This is a genomic window from Rhizobium indicum (assembly GCF_005862305.2).
Lineage (GTDB): Bacteria > Pseudomonadota > Alphaproteobacteria > Rhizobiales > Rhizobiaceae > Rhizobium > Rhizobium indicum.
This window is the reverse complement of sequence record NZ_CP054021.1, coordinates 334,355-353,226: the sequence shown is the minus strand read 5'-3', so window position 1 is coordinate 353,226 and position 18,872 is coordinate 334,355. Positions and strand designations below refer to the sequence as shown.

The 18,872-nt window shown below is 60.0% G+C and carries 16 protein-coding genes; 6 read left to right on the top strand and 10 right to left on the bottom strand.

Translation table 11 applies throughout. The features are described from left to right. Positions 1–57 precede the first annotated feature (57 nt). Complete coding sequence (locus tag FFM53_RS01685) at positions 58–525, top strand: OsmC family protein (RefSeq protein ID WP_138389212.1); 468 nt, start codon at positions 58–60, stop codon at positions 523–525. 49 nt (positions 526–574) lie between these two features. Here FFM53_RS01685 and FFM53_RS01680 read toward each other — a convergent pair whose 3' ends face one another. The 3 genes from FFM53_RS01680 to FFM53_RS01670 all read right to left on the bottom strand — a co-directional run bounded on the left by FFM53_RS01680 (position 575) and on the right by FFM53_RS01670 (position 3,873). Further along, positions 575–1,237, bottom strand: coding sequence for an imm11 family protein (locus tag FFM53_RS01680; RefSeq protein WP_138389211.1), 663 nt, complete (start codon positions 1,235–1,237; stop codon positions 575–577). 97 nt (positions 1,238–1,334) lie between these two features. Continuing rightward, a complete protein-coding gene (locus FFM53_RS01675) occupies positions 1,335–2,006 on the bottom strand; it encodes a DsbA family oxidoreductase (RefSeq protein WP_138389210.1) in 672 nt (223 codons plus the stop codon). A 64-nt stretch (positions 2,007–2,070) separates the two neighbouring features. After that, positions 2,071–3,873 (bottom strand): extracellular solute-binding protein, encoded by a 1,803-nt coding sequence (locus FFM53_RS01670; protein WP_173883526.1) that lies wholly within the window; start codon positions 3,871–3,873, stop codon positions 2,071–2,073. Between the two features lie 284 nt (positions 3,874–4,157). On the opposite strand from FFM53_RS01670, the gene FFM53_RS01665 reads away from it, so the two are divergent. Then, positions 4,158–4,820: an invasion associated locus B family protein gene (locus tag FFM53_RS01665; RefSeq protein ID WP_029875196.1), complete on the top strand. Its 663-nt coding sequence runs from the start codon at positions 4,158–4,160 to the stop codon at positions 4,818–4,820. 111 nt (positions 4,821–4,931) lie between these two features. Here the strand turns inward: FFM53_RS01665 and hspQ are convergent, their stop codons facing one another. The 3 genes from hspQ to FFM53_RS01650 all read right to left on the bottom strand — a co-directional run bounded on the left by hspQ (position 4,932) and on the right by FFM53_RS01650 (position 7,248). After that, a complete protein-coding gene (hspQ, locus tag FFM53_RS01660) occupies positions 4,932–5,261 on the bottom strand; it encodes a heat shock protein HspQ (RefSeq protein ID WP_003539613.1) in 330 nt (109 codons plus the stop codon). Between the two features lie 160 nt (positions 5,262–5,421). Continuing rightward, on the bottom strand, positions 5,422–6,831 hold the full coding sequence (gene glnA / locus FFM53_RS01655) for a type I glutamate--ammonia ligase (protein ID WP_011651961.1): 1,410 nt from the start codon (positions 6,829–6,831) through the stop codon (positions 5,422–5,424). Positions 6,832–6,909: 78 nt separating this feature from the next. Next, positions 6,910–7,248: a P-II family nitrogen regulator gene (locus FFM53_RS01650; protein ID WP_003539626.1), complete on the bottom strand. Its 339-nt coding sequence runs from the start codon at positions 7,246–7,248 to the stop codon at positions 6,910–6,912. A 343-nt stretch (positions 7,249–7,591) separates the two neighbouring features. Between FFM53_RS01650 and FFM53_RS01645 the strand changes: the two genes are divergently transcribed. The 4 genes from FFM53_RS01645 (at position 7,592) to FFM53_RS01630 (ending at position 13,483) form a co-directional block, all read left to right on the top strand. Beyond that, on the top strand, positions 7,592–9,064 hold the full coding sequence (locus FFM53_RS01645; protein ID WP_138389208.1) for an NAD(P)H-hydrate dehydratase: 1,473 nt from the start codon (positions 7,592–7,594) through the stop codon (positions 9,062–9,064). A gap of 346 nt (positions 9,065–9,410) precedes the next feature. Continuing rightward, positions 9,411–10,502 carry a phosphate ABC transporter substrate-binding protein PstS gene (gene pstS / locus FFM53_RS01640; RefSeq protein ID WP_138389207.1) on the top strand — a complete coding sequence of 364 codons (1,092 nt, stop codon included), beginning with the start codon at positions 9,411–9,413 and terminating at the stop codon, positions 10,500–10,502. Between the two features lie 113 nt (positions 10,503–10,615). Continuing rightward, positions 10,616–12,349, top strand: coding sequence for a Na/Pi cotransporter family protein (locus tag FFM53_RS01635; protein WP_138389206.1), 1,734 nt, complete (start codon positions 10,616–10,618; stop codon positions 12,347–12,349). 114 nt (positions 12,350–12,463) lie between these two features. Continuing rightward, the gene (locus FFM53_RS01630; RefSeq protein ID WP_138389205.1) at positions 12,464–13,483 is read left to right on the top strand and encodes a DUF808 domain-containing protein; all 1,020 of its coding nucleotides are present in this window, start codon (positions 12,464–12,466) and stop codon (positions 13,481–13,483) included. A gap of 21 nt (positions 13,484–13,504) precedes the next feature. On the opposite strand, the gene FFM53_RS01625 is transcribed toward FFM53_RS01630, so the two are convergent. The 4 genes from FFM53_RS01625 to uvrA form a co-directional block, all read right to left on the bottom strand. Continuing rightward, positions 13,505–14,470, bottom strand: coding sequence for a magnesium and cobalt transport protein CorA (locus FFM53_RS01625; RefSeq protein WP_138389204.1), 966 nt, complete (start codon positions 14,468–14,470; stop codon positions 13,505–13,507). 102 nt (positions 14,471–14,572) lie between these two features. Next, on the bottom strand, positions 14,573–15,379 hold the full coding sequence (locus tag FFM53_RS01620) for a DUF72 domain-containing protein (protein WP_138389203.1): 807 nt from the start codon (positions 15,377–15,379) through the stop codon (positions 14,573–14,575). Positions 15,380–15,403: 24 nt separating this feature from the next. Further along, positions 15,404–15,865 (bottom strand): GNAT family N-acetyltransferase, encoded by a 462-nt coding sequence (locus tag FFM53_RS01615; RefSeq protein WP_138389202.1) that lies wholly within the window; start codon positions 15,863–15,865, stop codon positions 15,404–15,406. Continuing rightward, complete coding sequence (gene uvrA / locus FFM53_RS01610; protein ID WP_138389201.1) at positions 15,862–18,783, bottom strand: excinuclease ABC subunit UvrA; 2,922 nt, start codon at positions 18,781–18,783, stop codon at positions 15,862–15,864. Before uvrA ends, FFM53_RS01615 begins: the two co-directional genes overlap by 4 nt. Positions 18,784–18,872: the final 89 nt, after the last annotated feature.

Below are 18,872 nucleotides of genomic sequence, written 5' to 3'. Positions count from 1 at the left end.
CCAGCAAAACTGTACCGCGGTTTTGCGTCCGGAATTGCGTGGAAAAGGGAGATGGAGATGGCGACATACGGCGCAACGATCGCCTGGCAGCGCAACGGCGAGACCTTCACCGACAACCGCTATAGCCGCGCCCACCGCTGGACCTTCGACGGCGGCATCAAGGTGAGGGCGTCCTCTTCCGCGCATGTCGTCCCGCTGCCCTATTCAGCCGAGAATGCCGTTGATCCGGAAGAGGCTTTCGTCGCCTCGCTGTCCAGCTGCCACATGCTCTGGTTCCTGTCGCTCGCCGCCAAACAGCGCCTTTGCGTCGACAGCTACACCGATGCCGCCGAAGGCACCATGGAGAAGAATGCCGAGGGCCGCTTTGCCATGACCATCGTGACGCTGCGTCCGCATGTCGTCTTCAGCGGCGAAAAACAGCCCTCACTCAGCGAACTCGAAGCCCTGCATCATCGCGCCCACGACGAATGCTTCATTGCCAATTCGGTGAAGACCGATGTGCGCTGCGTTCCGGTTCTGGGCTGAGCGGCGCCGTTGTCAGGTAGGAAATCGTCCAACTTCGTTTTACAGCGGCTCAGATTGTGCTCTTCACCGAAGCGTCTCCGCTATTTTGGTAAAAGCCAACTTGTTGGAAAGCAGTACCTCTAATACCTCTGTCTTTGCATATGTTCTTGAATGTTTGATCGCAAAAAAATGGGCCAGCATATTCAACCAAGCGAAACACGTGCGCGCCGTTGAGGACAGCTGCCAGAAAACACCAGTCGGCCCCGCCCGATATCATATAGCCGCCCGATCTCGTGACACGAATTAAAGGGGAGTTCTCGACATCCACCGCCTTGCGGTGTGAATCGACAACGCTGCACTGCCAGATTCTCGGACCGGTTTTCCCGTTCGAAAACTCGGTCTCGCAAAGCAGGTATTCGCATGACTTTGGAGCGAACTCATCGAGTAAGCTCTTCATTTTGTCGGAGATGAAAAGGAAATACTCCAAAGCATAAATATCTTGGACCTTCCGCTTTGGATCAAAGATCAGTTTTGGCGTTTCAGCATAGTCGGGTATTTGCCACGGGCCGCGCGGCAAATCGAGCATGCTATCCGGCCATGGAGTTCGGCTGTAATTCAGGCCGAGGTAGCCGCTATCTGGCAGCAGCCTGTCCCGGTTTGCGAACTCCCAGCCATAATTTCCATTTGAATCAAGTATATAAATTCCGTGAGGTTTCGCTCTGGCGCCACTCATGCTTCTTTCCAAGTCGTGCTTGAAAATATAAACGGTATCGCTGGCTCTCTCGGACAGCTTTACCGCGGCTGTACGATCTCGATTCGTATAGGTAGCCTCAGTTCAGCCCCGATCGCGCCTCGGCCTTCGCCTTGGCGATGTCGCGCAACGCGTTTGCCAGCACGTCGGGTGTCTGAGCGCCGCTGACGGCGTATTGCTGGTCGAAGATGAAGAACGGCACGCCGTTGACGCCCATCTCCTGGGCTGCTTTGATCTCGGCGACGATCAGATCGCGGTCGGCATCGGAGGCAAGCAGCGAGGCGATGACCGAGCGGTCGAGGCCGGACTTTTCGGCGATATCGAGCAACACCGCATGGTCGCCGACATTGCGGCCTTCCTCGAAATTCGCCTTGAACAACGCGGCAACGACCTTGTCCTGCTTCTCGCGGCCTTCGATCATCGCCCAGTGGATCAATCGATGCGCATCGAGCGTGTTCGGGCCGATCTTGATTGCCTCGAAATCGAAGGCGATGCCGACCTCGCGGCCGTAATCGGAGAGCATCTTATGCGCCTGCGCCACGCGCTCCTCGCCGCCGAGCTTCTCCGCCAGCGCCTTCTTCTGGTCGACGCCTTCCTTGGGATAGTCGGGATTGAGCCGGTACGGCCGCCAGTTGATGTCGACACCGATTACGTCCTGTACCTCGGCGATGGCGAGCTCCAGCCGCGCCTTGCCGAGATAGCACCAGGGGCAGACGACATCCGAGACGACGTCGATGGTGATACGCTCCATGATGATTTTCCTTATTCTGTGCGTCTCCAAGGGAGACATTTGAGCCGGGTGGTTCGGCTGCTTCTTATTGGGCGCTCGTATCCCACCAGAGCGGCAGCTGGTAGCCGTAGAGCGGCACCGTGTCGGGATGGCCGATGCGCTTGCTGCGCGCCACCCACTGCTGACCCATATGGTAGAGCGGCAGCACGTAATGGCTGGACAGCAGCAGCCGGTCATAGGAGCGCACCGCCGCGGTGAAATCCTCGGCCGAGCGCGCCCTGAGCAGGTGATCGATCAACGCATCGAGATCGGGGTCGGCAGCGCCTGCGAAACTGTCGCTGCCCTCGCGGGTCTTCGCGGCCGAAGACCAGCGGCCGAGCTGTTCGTTTCCAGGCGATAGCGAGGACGTGTAGGACTTCATGATCATGTCGTAGTCGAAGCTGTTCGTCCGGCTCTGATATTGCGAATCGTCGACCGTGCGAATCGAAACGGCAATGCCGATCGTCTGCAGCGAACGCTGATAGGCGACGGCGAGCTTCTCCTGGTCGGCATTCTGCGTCATGATCTCGAAGGCGAGCTGGCGGCCGGAGGCATTGAGCATCTTGCCGCCCTGGATCGTATAGCCGCCCTGTTTCAGCTGCTCGACGGCCTGTTTTAGTACATTTCGGTCGCGGCCGGAGCCGTCGGTGACCGGCAGCTTGTAGGTGCCGTCGAGTATCTCCGGCGCGATCTTGTCCTTGATCGGCCCGAGCAGGGCAAGCTCGGCCGCGTTGGCGGGAACCCCGAAACTCGACAGCTCGGAATTTTGCCAGAAGCTCTGCGTGCGTTTATAGGCGCCGGAATAGAGGTTCTTGTTCGCCCATTCGAAATCGAACACCAGCGACAGGCCTTCGCGCACCTTGGGATCGGCAAAGATCGGCCGGCGTGTGTTGAACACGAATCCGAGCATGCCGCTTGGCAGTTTCGGTGTGAACACGTCCTTGAGCACAGCCCCCGAGGTGACGGCGGGGAAATTATAGGCGTTGGCCCAATGACCGGGATTGCCGTCGGGATAGATATCGACATCGCCCTTCTTGAAGGCCTCGAACAGCGTCGTGTCCTGCAGGAAATACTGGACAGTGATCTGGTCGTAATTGTCGGTGCCGACCTTGGCGGGAATATCCTTGCCCCAGTAATTCAGATCGCGCTCATAGGTGATGCTCTCGCCGGGCTTCACCGTCTTCACCTTGTAGGGACCGGAGCCGACCGGCGGCGTCAGCGACGAACGGTCGAAGGCTTCGGGATCGATCGCATGTTTCGGCAGCACCGGGAACAGACCGAAGATCAGCGGCGTCTCCCGGTCGGCCTTGTCGTTGAAGGTGAAACGCACGCTGCGCTCGCTGACCTTTTCCATCTTGGCGACGACGTTGAGGCGGTTGGCGAAGGGCACGCGGCCCTTGTCGCGCATCAGCTCGAAGGTGAACATCACATCCTCGGGCGTCACCGGCTGGCCATCGGCCCATTTCGCCTTCGGATTGAGGTTGAACTGGACGAAGCTCCGGGCATCGTCCCATTCCACCGTTTCGGCGAGCAGGCCGTAGAGTGTGAAGGGCTCGTCCCTGGAGCGCTGCATCAGCGATTCGTAGACGAGATTGCCATAATCCGGATCCCACATGCCGCGCGCCGTCGTGCGCATGCTCTTCAGGATGAACGGGTTGAGGTTGTCGAAGGTGCCAACGACGCCGTAGGTGATCTTGCCGCCCTTTTTCACGTCGGGATTGACGTAAGGGAAGTGTTTGTAGTCCGGCGGCAATGCCGGCTCGCCATGCATCGCGATGCCGTGCAGCGGCTCGGCAGCGACAGTGCCGCACAGCAGCGAGAGGACGAGGGGAACGACAATCCGGAGCATTCGGCAATCCTTGATCCGTGAAAACGGTGCATGATTCACGCGAAGATTATCATGGGGTCGACCGATTCCCACACGGAACGGCGATTTCTTTGGCATCGCGACGAAATGCACCTCAAATTGCCAAAGAAATGCTGGATATCTTGAACGCTGCGATGTAACAGGTGAACCCGAAGTTTCGGGGTCATGCATTTGCCTTATTTTTTTAAGAGGTGGAGTGCCGAACGACCCGATGGTTGGGGCGGCAAGACGCTGCCCCGAACGGATATCAGGAGACGGAATTCGTTATGATGTTCAAGTCTGAAAAGAAAATGCGGGCAGCGCTGTCCGTTCTGGCAGTGGTGTTCGGCGCTTCGGCTCCGGTCTCCGCCTTCGCACAGGATGCGGCGGCACAGGCTCCGGCCGATGCCCCGGCACAGGCCGCAGGAGCGCCGAAGCTCGGCTGGTACAAGACCTGCAGCAAGCAGGAAGACAACGACATCTGTGTTGTCCAGAACCTGATCCTCGCCAATGGCGGCCAGCTCGTCACGGCCGTCGGCCTGATCTCGGTTTCCGGCAAGATCAACCGCAAGCTCCTGCAGGTCTCGGTTCCCACGGCACGCCTCGTTCCTCCCGGCGTCATCATGCAGATCGATGGCGGCAAGGGCCAGAAGCTCGACTACGCCGTCTGCCTGCCGGACAAATGCACTGCCGAAATTCCGCTGACCGACGCGATGATCGCCAGCCTCAAGAAGGGCAGCGACGTGATCTTCACCTCGATCAATTTCCGTCGCGCCCCGAACCCGATCAAGATTTCGCTTGAAGGCTTCACCGGCGCTTATGACGGCGAACCGGTTTCCGAATCCAAGCTCGCTGAAAGCCAGCGCAGCCTGCAGGACAGCATGCAGAAGAAGGCCGAGGAAGCTCGCAAGAAGCTGGAAGACGCCCAGAAGGCAGCCAAGGCGCAGTAATCCTGCCATCATTTCTAGACAGAAACCCGGCTTTGCGCCGGGTTTTTTGTTGCCCAAAGAAATGGCCTCGCCGGGAGTGCGAGGCCTGGTTTCTGCGGTCGGGCATTCGATCTAGTGGGCGAAGCTCATCTTGGGTTTGAACTGCCCTGACGGGGCCTGATCGAAAATCTGGTAGATCTGCGGGTTGCGAAGCGGCGTGCCGCTTTCGTCGTTCATCAGGTTCTGCTCGGAGACATAAGCGACATATTCGCTTTCGTCATTCTCGGCGAGCAGGTGATAGAAGGGTTGGTCCCTGCTCGGGCGCACCTCGGCCGGAATGGAATTCCACCACTCCTCCGTATTCGCGAACTCCGGATCAACGTCGAAGATGACGCCGCGAAACGGAAATACCTTGTGCCGAACCACTTCGCCGATACTGAACTTTGCTACTCTTTCTTTCATGGTACGACTTCCTTTCATCACCAAATTTGGTGATTGGTGCCGCGCAAATCAAGATTTTGCACGCCGTTCGTCACATGAACGTCATATCCTCGCCATTTGCCGTTCATGACCTGGGAGGCGAAAGCCCCGGCGGGCCGGGACTTTCTGTGTTCAGGCCCGATCAGGCCGAATAGTACATGTCGTATTCGACCGGATGTGGCGTCATTTCGAAACGCATCACCTCAGCCATCTTCAGCTCGATGAAGGCATCGATCTGATCGTCGTCGAAGACGCCGCCGGCTGTCAGGAACTTGCGGTCCTTGTCGAGGCTTTCGAGCGCTTCGCGCAAGCTGCCGCAGACGGTCGGGATCTTCTTCAGTTCCTTCGGCGGCAGGTCGTAGAGGTCCTTGTCCATGGCCTTGCCGGGATGGATCTTGTTCTTGATGCCGTCGAGACCGGCCATCAGCATGGCAGCAAAGGCGAGATAGGGATTGGCGGTCGGATCCGGGAAGCGGACTTCGACGCGCTTGGCCTTCGGGTTGGAGCCGAACGGAATGCGGCAGGAAGCCGAACGGTTGCGGGCCGAATAGGCAAGCAGCACAGGGGCTTCGTAACCCGGGACGAGGCGCTTGTAGGAGTTCGTCGACGGATTGGTGAAGGCGTTGATCGCCTTGGCATGCTTGATGATGCCGCCGATGTAGAACAGGCAGCTCTCGGAAAGGCCGGCATATTCGTCGCCGGCAAAGGTCGGCTTGCCGCCCTTCCAGATCGACTGGTGCACATGCATGCCCGAGCCGTTGTCGCCGAAGATCGGCTTCGGCATGAAGGTCGCCGTCTTGCCGTAGGCGTTGGCCACCTGGTGCACGACATATTTGTAGATCTGCATCTTGTCGGCGTTGCGCACCAGCGTATCGAACTTGATGCCGAGTTCGTGCTGGGCGGCAGCGACTTCATGGTGATGCTTTTCCACGACGACGCCCATTTCGGAGAGCACCGTCAGCATTTCCGAACGCATGTCCTGGGCGCTGTCGACGGGGGGAACCGGGAAATAGCCGCCCTTGACGCGCGGGCGATGGCCGAGGTTGCCGGTCTCGTAATCGGTATCGTCATTCGACGGCAATTCGGTCGAATCGAGCTTGAAGCCGGTATTGTAGGGATCGGCCTTGTACTTGACGTCGTCGAAGACGAAGAATTCGGCTTCAGGGCCGACGAAGACTGTATCGCCGATGCCGGATGCCTTGAGGTAGGCTTCGGCCTTCTTGGCGGTGCCGCGCGGATCGCGGTTATAGGCCTCGCCGGAGACTGGATCGAGGATGTCGCAGACGATGACCATGGTCGACTGGGCGAAAAACGGGTCCATATGCACCGTTTCGGTATCGGGCATCAGCACCATGTCGGACTCGTTGATGGCCTTCCAGCCGCCGATCGAGGAGCCGTCGAACATCACGCCGTCAGCAAACATGTCTTCGTCGACGCAGACAACGTCCATCGTCACATGCTGCAGCTTGCCCTTCGGGTCGGTGAAACGCAGATCGACGAACTTTACGTCGTTCTCCTTGATCTGCTTCAGAATTTCGCTTGCGGTCGCCATTAATGAGTTTCCTCCGATTTGCGATGACGGTGTAGGTCGGCGGTGACGGTAACGGACTTTGCGCGATTGGCAAAGTGGTCAGATGGCATCGATGCCGGTCTCGCCGGTGCGGATGCGGATAACCTCTTCGACGTTGGAGACGAAGATCTTTCCGTCGCCGATGCGGCCGGTCTGCGCCGCCTTGCGGATCGCATCGATAACGGCCTCCGCGTTCTCGTCGGCCAGTACGACCTCGACTTTGACCTTCGGCAGGAAATCGACGACGTATTCAGCTCCGCGGTAGAGTTCCGTGTGGCCCTTCTGACGGCCGAAACCCTTGGCTTCCGTGACCGTGATACCCTGCAGGCCAACTTCCTGAAGGGCTTCCTTCACTTCGTCCAGCTTGAAAGGCTTAATGATCGCTTCGATCTTTTTCATGAGAAAATGTCTCTCCGCTTCTCTTGTTATGGCAGGAATTTTCCCGCTCGCCGGATATGATGCAGATATCGTGCCAGTTTGAAATCCATCTTATCGAAAAAAGGCGTCGATTCTGCCAAAACCGGCGCGTTTGCGGGGAATTCTATGTGGTTTTGGTGGCGGAACAGTTGGAAAAACATTGTCTCCGATCAAAATCACATCCGAAACCGAAAAACTCATGTATTTTCGCAACTGCGAATACACGTCACGATGAGATTAAAATATAGGCAAATGCCTAAATAGAGTCCTTCTCTTTGGTGTTTCAGGCGGTTGTTTTTTAGGCGTTTTTTGATTGAATAGGATGATGAACAAACATCTGTCCGATCTTCTTCTCACGCCTGCCGAAATGGCCGCTGTCGACGCGGCTGCGGCCGCATCCGGCATTGACTCCTTCGGCCTGATGGAGAGGGCAGGTGCCGCGGTCGCGGCTGCTGCTCTGCGCCTTCATCCCGGAGCGTTGCGCTTCGTCGTCTTCTGCGGACCCGGCAACAATGGCGGCGACGCCTATGTCGCCGCACGTCATCTGCAGGGGAGCAGGGCGAGGGTGGCGCTCTTCCACGTCGGCGATCCCTCCAGGCTGAAGGGCGATGCCGCCCGCGCCCGGGCCGGTTGCGTGCTCCAGGGGCAAAACCTCGACCTCTACCGGCCGGAAAACGGCGACGTCGTCATCGATGGCCTGTTCGGGGCGGGGCTTGGCCGCGAAGTGTCGGCCGATGTGCGCGCGCTGATCGGCCGCGTCACCGAGGCCGCTATTCCCGTGCTTGCCATCGATCTGCCCTCCGGTCTTGATGGTCGCACCGGCAAGGTGCTGGGTGCCGCCTTCCGGGCCTGCAACACCATCACCTTCATGACCCGCAAGCCCGGCCATCTGCTGATGCCGGGCAGGGAGCTTTGCGGTGAATTGGAGGTCTTCGACATCGGTATCCCCGCCCGCATCGTCAGGGCTGAGGCAAGCGGCGTCATCGCCGAGAACACGCCGGATGCCTGGAAGGGTGCGCTGCCGGCCGAGCAACTGGAAACCCACAAATACAAGCGCGGTCATCTGGTCGTCTTCTCAGGTGAGGCCGACAAGACGGGTGCGGCGCGCATGTCGGCGATCTCGGGCCTTAAGGCCGGCGCCGGCCTAGTGACGATCGCCGCCCCCCGCGCGGCGATGGCCGCCAATGCCGCGCATCTGACCGCCGTCATGCTGCATGCCATCGACGACGAGGCCGACCTCGGCGACTGGCTCTCCGACAAGCGGCTGCAGACCTTCGTCCTCGGCCCCGGTTTCGGCATCGGCGCCAGGGCGCGCGGCTTCGTCTCGGCCCTTGCCGATCGTCATCTGGTGCTCGATGCCGACGGCATCTCCTCGTTCAAGGACGATCCGCAGCAGCTGTTTGATCTTTTCCGGGGTGAGCCGCGTCTGGTGCTGACGCCGCACGAGGGTGAATTCGCGCGGCTCTTTCCCGATATCGGCGGCGACGATGGGCTCGGCAAGGTGGACAAGGCTGTGGCCGCCGCCCGCCGCGCCAATGCCGCGATTATCTACAAGGGCGCCGATACCGTCATCGCAGCATCTGATGGACGTGCGCTCATCAATACCAACGCTCCCGTCTGGCTTGCCACCGCCGGTTCAGGCGACGTGCTTGCCGGCATCATCGGCGGCTTGCTCGCCCAGGGCCTACCGGCCTTCGAGGCCGCGGCTGCCGGCGTCTGGCTGCACGGCGAGGCCGGCCAACGCGCCGGCAAAGGGCTGACGGCGGAGGAACTCGCAGCCGAGGTATTGCCGCTTTAGCGCCGCCGCATCATCTTTCACCTCGAACGCAGAAGCAATCCGCACCGTCGGTCTGGCCGTGGCGCGCGCTGCGTTGTTTTACCATTGTAAATGCTGCCGATGTGTCAGTTGAGTGACGGTTTTATTTGGAATTTTTAGAGCGACATCGATCAACCAAAGAATGTCCTGCGGCGAGAATCAGAAACCCGCAAAACTAAACTGTCATTAAAATGTTAATGAATGGAAATACTTAGTGGTGGCAGGAATTCCTGTCGGCTGGACCACGGGTTCGTACAGCGGGTCCTGAGCCGATCTGGTTTGAATTCTGATCGAAGTGCGCAGTCAACGGTTGCGAGGGGAAGCGCCGATGGAACGTTTTTTTCGGCAAGTCCACAGAGTGACGACCGCCGCCGCCGGCTTTGCCGGACTTGCGGCAGTTGTGGCATCACTCTTCATCGCTCCTGCAGCCAGGGCCGAGCCCATTCGCGGCGCCGGCTCCACTTTCGCGGCACCCATCATCGCGAAGTGGGCGGAAATCTACGAGAAGGCGCGGATGGATGACGGCGACTTCAGCTCACCCGACTGGACGGTAGACTACGAGCTCGTCGGTTCGCTGGCAGGTCTGATGCGCCTTGATCAGCCGGAGCTGGGTTTCGCTGCGACCGATGTGCCTGTTTCCCATGACGAGCTTTTAAAGCATGGCCGCCAGCAGTTTCCGATCGTGCTCGGCAGCGTGGCGATTGCCGTTAACCTTGACGGTATCGACAAGGGCCGTATCAACCTGACTGGCCCGCTGCTTGCGAATATCTATCTCGGCAAGATCCAGTCGTGGGCTGACCCTGCCATCAAGGCGATCAACCCGGAGATCAGCCTTCCCGATCAGAAAATCAGGCCGGTTACCCGCAAGGACGGATCAGGCACCACCTTCATGTTCACCGAATTCCTGTCCTCGGCAAGCCCGGAATGGAAGGCGGCACATGGAGCGGATACGCTGATCGCGTGGCCTGTGGGGACGAGTGTCGAGGGAACCGGGGATCTCATTCGCGCGGTGCAGGCAACCAAGGGGGCGATCGCCTATGCCGATTTTGGCCAGGTCGAGCGTGCAAACCTGCCCTATGCCGCTGTTCAGAACAAATCGGGCCAGTTCGTAAAACCGGGACCGGATGGCGTGCGGGCTGCCGCCAGCACCGCCTCATGGGATGAAGCGAAAGATTTTTCGGTGTCGCTCACGGATCAACCGGGAGAGGCGGCCTATCCGATCAGCGGGGCGACATTTGCTGTCGTTCCAATGACGGGACAGGCGCCCAATCGCTATCGCCGCGTGCATGATTTTTTCCGTCTGGCGTTCGAGACAGGCAGCAAGGATGCCGAGGTGCTGGGCTATGTGCCTTTGCCGCCGCAGCTCGTCAGTCAGATCGTCAAATACTGGCTGAAGCAGGATGCATCCGCGAGCCAGTAATTCCTTTGCGCGCATACGCGGTCGGGACATCCCCGACCGTATGAAATCGGACATGTGAGACGCGGGGGCGTCGTTGAAAGCGCGCCATTTTGGCGCCAAGGGGGTAAGGCGTAATGAACATCGACATTTTCAAGGATATTCTTGTGCCTGTTATCGGCGGGCTGGGGATATTCATGCTCGGTCTGGAGTTCATGTCGAACGGCATCCAGGCACTCTCCGTCAACAAGATGCGCGCATTTCTCGCGAGAGCCGCAGGCACGCCGATCAAGGGCGTCATCGCGGGAACGCTCATCACCGGTGTCATCCAGTCATCGACGGCAATGACGGTCATGGTCGTCGGCCTCGTCAATGCCGGCGTTGTCGGATTGCGTCCGGCGATCAGCGTCATCATGGGTGCCAACATCGGGACGACGCTCGGAAACGGCCTGATCGCCTTGCCGCTCGGTCCTCTTGGCCTGATCTTTGCGGGCGTTTTTTCGCTGGTCTACTGCTTTGCCAAGAGCGAGCGAATCCGCAACGTCGCACTTGCCTGCATGGGCTTCGCGCTGATTTTCTACGGTCTCAATTTGATGACCGGCGGCCTTCGGCCGCTGCGCAACATTCCGGAGGTCATGGACGTTCTGTCGACGCTGACCGCCGACTCCTATTATAACCTGATCAAATGCGTGCTGATCGCCGCCGGCGTCACTGCGATGATCCACTCCTCGTCGGCGACGATCGGTATCGTCATGGGGCTCGGAGCGGCCGGTGTCCTTGACTGGACGACGGCGGTTGCCTTCTCGCTGGGTGCGGATCTCGGAACCACGATCACCTCCTGGATTGCCTCGCTCAATCTGTCGAAGAACGCCAAACGCGCTGCCTATGCCCATATGTCCTTCAATATTATCGGCGTCTGCATCACTGTGCCCTTGTTCTTCGTCTCGATCGACGTTCTGGCATGGGCGATGCAGTGGTTCGGCGGCGATCCCGGCGTTCCGGTCGTGGTCGAGGGCAAGGAGACATTTCCGCTGGTTCCGGTCGCTGTCGGTCTCTATTCGACCTTCTTCAACGTCTTCAACACGGCGCTGCTGTTTCCCTTCGTCAGCGTCTTCGAACGTGTCTTGTCGCGCATCGGCCGTATCGACGCCGAGGATGTGGAAGATTATTCGACCCCGAAATTCCTCGATCGCAGGCTCACAAGCGACTTCGCGCGGGCCGTTCCGGCCGTCCAGCAGGAGACCGCGCGTCATCTGCAGGCCGGCGCAATGTTCCTGGATATTGCCCGATCCGCCAAGTCGGCGCCATCAGATCCGGGCGAACACTATCTTGCCACCGATATCCTCAGCCGTGACATTCGCGATTATACCGCATCGCTGATGAAGGAGGATCTGCCTTACGAGCAACTCGATCTGGTCGCCAGCCTGATCGAGGAGGCGGATTTCACTGCTGCGTTGACGGAATCGATGCACCAGGTCGCGCGGCGCGTGAAGCGTGAAAAATTCAGCGAACCCGCTTTGGCGATCGTCAATCTGGCACTGAGCAAGCTCGATGCCTCTTTGCAGGATATCATGCCCGACTATGGCGTGGTTCGTCCCTCCATGCCGGCCGGCCATGTCAGCCTTCCCAATGTCACCGAACTGCGGGAACAGACACTGGCACTTGGCCCGAATGCCGGCGCAGCCGAACGCGGCACTATCCTGGCGCTTCTCGGCTCGGTCGAGCGCGCGGAGATCCTGATCCGCCGCATCGACGAGGAGCGCAAATCCGTGAACCGGCAGAGCGTTCTGTCGCGGGCTTCGCAGAAACGGGAACGGCAGGCACGTCCTCCGCTGGACGAGGGCGGCTTGAGCCCGATGCCGGCTGAATAACGGCCATTGTCGTCGCGATCCTTGCGTGGCATCTTCCCGCCGGAGGATGCCACGTTTCGTTGACTGGTTTTCCGTTTTTCACTGCGTAAGTCTGTCTTCCCGACGGAGGCTCGAATGAGTGTTGGCCTGATCGCCCTTCTTGATGATATCGCGGCTTTGGCCAAGGTGGCTGCGGCGTCGCTCGACGATATTGCCGGCCAGGCTGCCAAGGCAGGCGCGAAAGCGGCCGGCGTCGTCATTGATGATGCGGCAGTCACACCCCGCTACGTCACCGGATTTTCGGCAGCGCGCGAATTGCCGATCATCGGCAAGATCGCGCTCGGCTCGCTGAAGAACAAGCTTCTGATCCTGCTTCCCGCGGCGCTGATCCTGAGCCTTGTCGCACCGCAGGCGATCACACCGCTGCTGATGATCGGCGGACTTTATCTCTGCTACGAGGGTGTGGAAAAAGTCTACGCACTGGTGCTGCCGCATGCAGCTCACGCCCATGAAACGGCACTTGAGACGACAAGCCTCGATGCCAAATCGGTAGAAGACCAAAAGGTCGCCGGTGCCATCAAGACGGATTTCATCCTGTCGGCCGAAATCATGGCGATTACGCTCGCCGCAGTGCCGTCTGGCAGCATGTTCACGCAGGCCCTCATCCTAGCCGTTGTTGGATTGGGCATCACGGTCTTGGTCTATGGCGGCGTGGCGCTTATCGTGAAGGCTGATGATCTCGGTCTGATGCTGGCACGTGTGCGGACGGCATCTGCGATGGGCGCCTTCTCGCGTGCGATCGGAAAGGGGCTTGTCACAGGCATGCCTTATTTTCTGAAAGTGCTCGGCATTGTCGGAACGGCCGCCATGATCTGGGTCGGCGGCGGCATCATCGTTCATGGCCTCGAAGCCTATGGTATCGGCGGCCCTGCGCATCTGATCCATGATGCCGGCGAGGCGACGGCGCATGCTATTCCCGTTCTGGCATCCGTGCTGCGCTGGATCGTCGAGGCCGCAGGAGCGGGCATCGTCGGTATCGTCGCCGGCTTGATCGCAATCCCGGTCGCAGGCTACGCTGTCTCGCCGATATGGCGGTACCTCAAATCGTTCCTGCCGCGCCGCCGGAAAGAGGCGTTGGCGGACGGGAAGAAATGAGGCCCATCGACGAGCAAGGCGTCATATCCAGCGGGCGCGCTTGAAACGGATGAAAAGTGCGATGCACATGACAGCGATGACTGCCAAAACGACAAAATAGCCGTAGCTGGTTTTCAGCTCGGGCATATTGTCGAAATTCATGCCGTAAATGCCGGCGATCGCCGTCGGAACGGCGAGAATGGCAGCCCAGGCCGCCAGCTGCCTTGTGATTGTGCCCTGTCTTTGCTGTTCAATCAGATTGCTCGCTTCGAAAACCGATGTGATCACGTCGCGCAAGCTTGCAACCATCGTCTCGACACGGTGCATGTGCTGAAGCGCATCGCGGAAATAGGGCTTCGCTTCCTTGTCAAGCGACGGCAGGTCGAGATGGTAGAGCTTGCCGCAAAGGTCCAGCATCGCATCCAGCACCCGCTGAAACAGAATGACTTCCCGGCGCAACTTGAAAATGCGGGCGATCTGGTTGCGGTCGAGAAACGCATCGAGCATTTTTCGTTCCATCTCGAGAACGGAATCCTCGATTGTGCGCACGATGGGAAGATAGCCGTCGATAATGAAATCGAGAATGGCATGCAGAATGTAGTCGGTGCCATGGCAGAGCGTCTGCGGCGATGTCTCTAGCCGGCCGCGCAGCTCTCCGTGCCCGCGCTCAGACCCATTGCGGACGGTGATGATATAGCGCTTGCCGACGAAAATTGCGGTTTCCCCGTAGGTGATATGGTCCCCCTCGAGCTGTGCCGTCTTTGCGATCACGAACAGCTGGTCGTCATAAACGCTGAGCTTCGGCATCTGCAGAGAGCTGAGCGCATCGGCGATCGAGAGTTCGTGAAGGCCAAAACGGCCTTGCAGCAGCAGGAGCTCGTCCCGGCTAGGCTTGTGCAGCCCGATCCAGATGAATTCGTTGTCCGTCGCCGGAATGGAGGCCGCCTCGAAAGGTACGGCTTCGACCCGCCGTCCGTTGCGATAGAGATAGGATGCGGCAACGCTCATGCGGGCTCCCAGGTTGCCACGATCATGATGCCCTCATGGAATGCGTGACTGACGATGTGATACCCACAATGTTACGATCCTTTTGTGACTATCCAGCCCGGCCTATTTCGCCAGCGCCTGCTGCAGGGCGATCGCCCCGTGCGGCGCATTGACCTTGCCCTCATGGATCATGAAGGCGAAGACGTCGCGCGGCTCGGTCTTTACCTTGCGATCTCCATCGATCAGCGGCAGGTCATCAGGAACCTTGCCCTCGGCCCATGTCTCCAGCCGGTTTGCCCAGGCCCTCAGGTCCTTTTCCGGGTAGCAGGTCGGAATATCGTCCGAGCCCTTCTGCAGCCGCGCATAGACGAAATCGGCCGTCACGTCGGCGATCATCGGATATTCGAAATGTTCAGCGCAGACCGGAGCCACGCCGTATTTCGAAAGCAGCGCCACGAACTCCGGCACCTTGAAGGAATCGTGCCGCACCTCGACCACGTGGCGGAGCGCCAACCCATCCTGTTTTGCCGGCAGCAGCTTCAGGAAGGCTTCGAAATCATCCGAATCGAACCTCTTCGTCGGTGCGAACTGCCACAGCAGCGGCCCGAGATGATCGCCGAGTTCGCTGATGCCCGATGATAGGAACCGCTCCATCGATTCACCGGCTTCGGCAAGCACCCGCCGATTGGTGACGAAACGTGTCGCCTTCAGCGAAAAGATGAAACCGTCGGGCACGTCAGCCGCCCATTTGGCGAAGACCGCGGGCTTCTGCGTGCTGTAATAGGTGCCGTTGACCTCGATCACCTTCAGCTGGCGGCTGGCATAGTTCAGCTCGTCCTTCTGCTTCAGGTCACCGGGAAAGAAATGCCCGCGCCAGGGCTCGAAGGTCCAGCCGCCGATGCCGGTGCGGATAGTGCCGGATTTCGTCATGTCGTCCTCCCCATTCGCAGCCGCTCAGGCCGCATTGATCTCTTTGGTCATGTCGACGAGTGTCCATCCTGACCGATAAGGGTTCGGCCGGCGACCCGTTTCCCGAAAACCGAAGGCGCTGTAGAGCGCGATGTTCCGCTCCATCCGCGCATTGGTGTAGAGCCGGATCTCCGGCACGGCCCATTCCCGCGCCTTGCCCTCCAGCCAGCGCAGCATCGCCAGCCCATGCCCGGCACCCTGAAAGGCCGGCGAGACCGCGATGCTGAACAGCATGAGGTGATCGGCGTGCTGCTCGACGACCACCAGGCCGGCCGTTTGCCCGCCGATCTCGCACAGCCAGACCTCGCCGCGTTCGATCCGCGGCGTGTAATCCTCCGTCACCGGGATCGGCGGAGCGCCGAACAGCTCGCTATAGGGCCGATAGGCGGCTGACGTCAGCGTCGCGATCGTTTCCAGATCATCGGGCGACGCTGGTCTCATCGTCATTCCGCCGCAACCGCCTTCTTCGCCGGCCGCCGTTCCAGCAATTCCTTCAGGAAGTGTCCGGTATAGGACCGCTTCTCCTTGACGATCGCTTCGGGCGTGCCGGTCGCGACGATCTCGCCGCCGCCGTCGCCGCCTTCGGGGCCGAAATCGAGCACCCAATCGGCCGTCTTGATGACTTCGAGATTGTGTTCGATCACCACCACCGAGTTACCCTGGTTGACCAGTTCGTGCAGCATTTCGAGCAGCTTGGCGACGTCGTGGAAATGCAGACCGGTCGTCGGTTCGTCGAGAATGTAGAGCGTACGTCCCGTCGAGCGTTTCGACAGCTCCTTGGCAAGCTTGACGCGTTGGGCCTCGCCGCCGGAGAGCGTATTGGCCTGCTGGCCGACCTTGATGTAGCCGAGACCGACATCCTTCAGCGCTTGCAGCTTGTCGCGCACCGCAGGCACCGCCGCGAAGAAATCGACGCCTTCCTCCACCGTCATGTCGAGCACGTCGGCGATCGACCTCTGTTTGAAGGTGACGTTGAGTGTCTCGCGATTGTAGCGCTTGCCGTGGCAGACGTCGCAGGTGACGTAGACATCAGGCAGGAAGTGCATCTCGATCTTGATGACGCCGTCGCCCTGGCAGGCCTCGCAGCGTCCGCCCTTGACGTTGAAGGAGAAACGGCCCGGCTGGTAGCCGCGTGCCTTGGCCTCCGGCAGGCCGGCGAACCAGTCGCGGATCGGCGTGAAGGCGCCGGTATAAGTTGCCGGGTTCGAGCGCGGCGTGCGGCCGATCGGCGATTGATCGATGTCGATCACCTTGTCGATATGCTCGAAGCCGTCGATGCGGTCGTGATCGGCCGGGTTTTCACGCGCGCCCATGACGCGGCGTGCTGCCGATTTATAGAGCGTCTCGATCAGGAAGGTGGATTTGCCGCCGCCGGAAACGCCGGTCACCGCTGTGAACACGCCGAGCGGAATCGACGCCGTGACGTTCTTCAGATTGTTGCCGCGCGCGCCGACCACTTTGATCTCGCGGCCCTTCTTTGGCTTGCGACGTTCGTCGGGAACGGGAACGCCGAGTTCGCCGGAGAGATATTTGCCGGTCAGTGACTTCGGATTGGCCATGATGTCCTGCGGCGTACCATGGGCGATGACCTGGCCGCCGTGAATGCCGGCCGCCGGGCCGATATCGACGACGTCGTCGGCCGTCATGATCGCATCCTCGTCATGTTCGACGACGATGACGGTGTTGCCGATGTCGCGCAGGTGCTTCAGCGTGTCGAGCAGCCGGGCATTGTCGCGCTGATGCAGGCCGATCGACGGCTCATCGAGCACGTAGAGCACGCCGGTCAGCCCCGAGCCGATCTGCGAGGCAAGCCGGATGCGCTGGCTTTCGCCGCCCGACAAGGTGCCGGAATTGCGCGACAGGCTGAGATATTCCAGGCCGACATCGTTGAGGAAGCGCAGCCGGTCGCGGATTTCCTTGAGGATGCGCACGGCGATCTCGTTCTGCTTGGCATTGAAGCTTGCCGGCAGCGTCTCGAACCAGTCGCGGGCGACGCGGATCGACATACCGGTCACTTCGCCGATATGCAGAGTGTCGATCTTCACCGCCAAGGCCTCGGGCTTCAGGCGGAAGCCGTTGCAGGAAGGGCAGGGGGCGGCCGACATGAAGCGCTCGATATCCTCGCGCGCCCAGGCGGAATCGGTCTCTTTCCAGCGGCGCTCGAGATTGGTGATGATGCCTTCGAAATTCTTCTGCGTCGTGTAGGAGCGGGCGCCGTCGGCATAGTGGAATTCGATCTTATCGTTGGTGCCGTTGAGGATGACGTCCTTGGCCTCGTCGGAAAGATCGTTCCAGCGGGTACCGAGCTTGAAGCCGTAATGTTTGCCGAGCGCTTCCAGCGTCTGATTGTAATAGGGCGAGGTCGACTTGGCCCAGGGCGCGATCGCCCCGTCGCGCAGCGTCCGCTCGGGCTCGGGCACGATCAGATCCGGATCGATCTTCTGCTGAGCACCGAGGCCATCGCAGGTCGGGCAGGCGCCGAAGGGATTGTTGAAGGAGAAGAGCCTGGGTTCGATCTCCGGAATGGTGAAGCCGGAGACCGGGCAGGCAAACTTCTCCGAAAACAGCACGCGTTCATGCGTCTCGTTCAGCGACTTGTTGGCCGAGCCGCCGGCCGACGTCTCTTCCGGCGGCAGCGGCTTGTCGGCGAATTCGGCGACCGCCAGCCCGTCGGCAAGCTTCAGGCAGGTCTCCAGACTGTCCGCCAGGCGCGCGGAGACATCCGAGCGCACGACGATGCGGTCGACCACCACGTCGATGTCGTGCTTGTATTTCTTGTCGAGCACCGGCGCCTCGGCGATCTCGTAGAACTGCCCGTCGACCTTGACGCGCTGGAAGCCCTTCTTCATCAGCTCCGCCAGTTCCTTCTTGTATTCGCCCTTGCGCCCGCGCACGAGCGGCGCAAGGATATAAAGACGGGTGCCCTCGCCGAAATCCAGGATGCGGTCGACCATCTGGCTGACGGTCTGGCTTTCGATCGGCAGGCCGGTCGCCGGCGAATAGGGAACGCCGACGCGGGCAAAGAGCAGGCGCATGTAGTCGTAGATCTCGGTAACGGTGCCGACCGTCGAGCGCGGATTGCGCGAGGTCGTCTTCTGCTCGATCGAGATTGCCGGCGACAGCCCGTCGATCTGGTCGACATCTGGCTTCTGCATCATTTCGAGGAATTGCCGGGCATAGGCCGACAGGCTCTCGACATAGCGCCGCTGGCCCTCGGCATAGATCGTGTCGAAGGCGAGCGAGGATTTGCCGGAACCCGAAAGCCCGGTCATGACGATCAGCTTGTTACGCGGCAGATCGAGATCGATGCTCTTGAGATTATGCTCGCGCGCGCCGCGGATGGAGATCGTCTTCAGTTCGCTCATCGTCTCTGCTTTGGTTTTCTGGATGACAGCCCTTATTTAGTGATGCCGACGGGCGAGTCGAGGCTGAATGTCCACTACGGTCAAGGTTT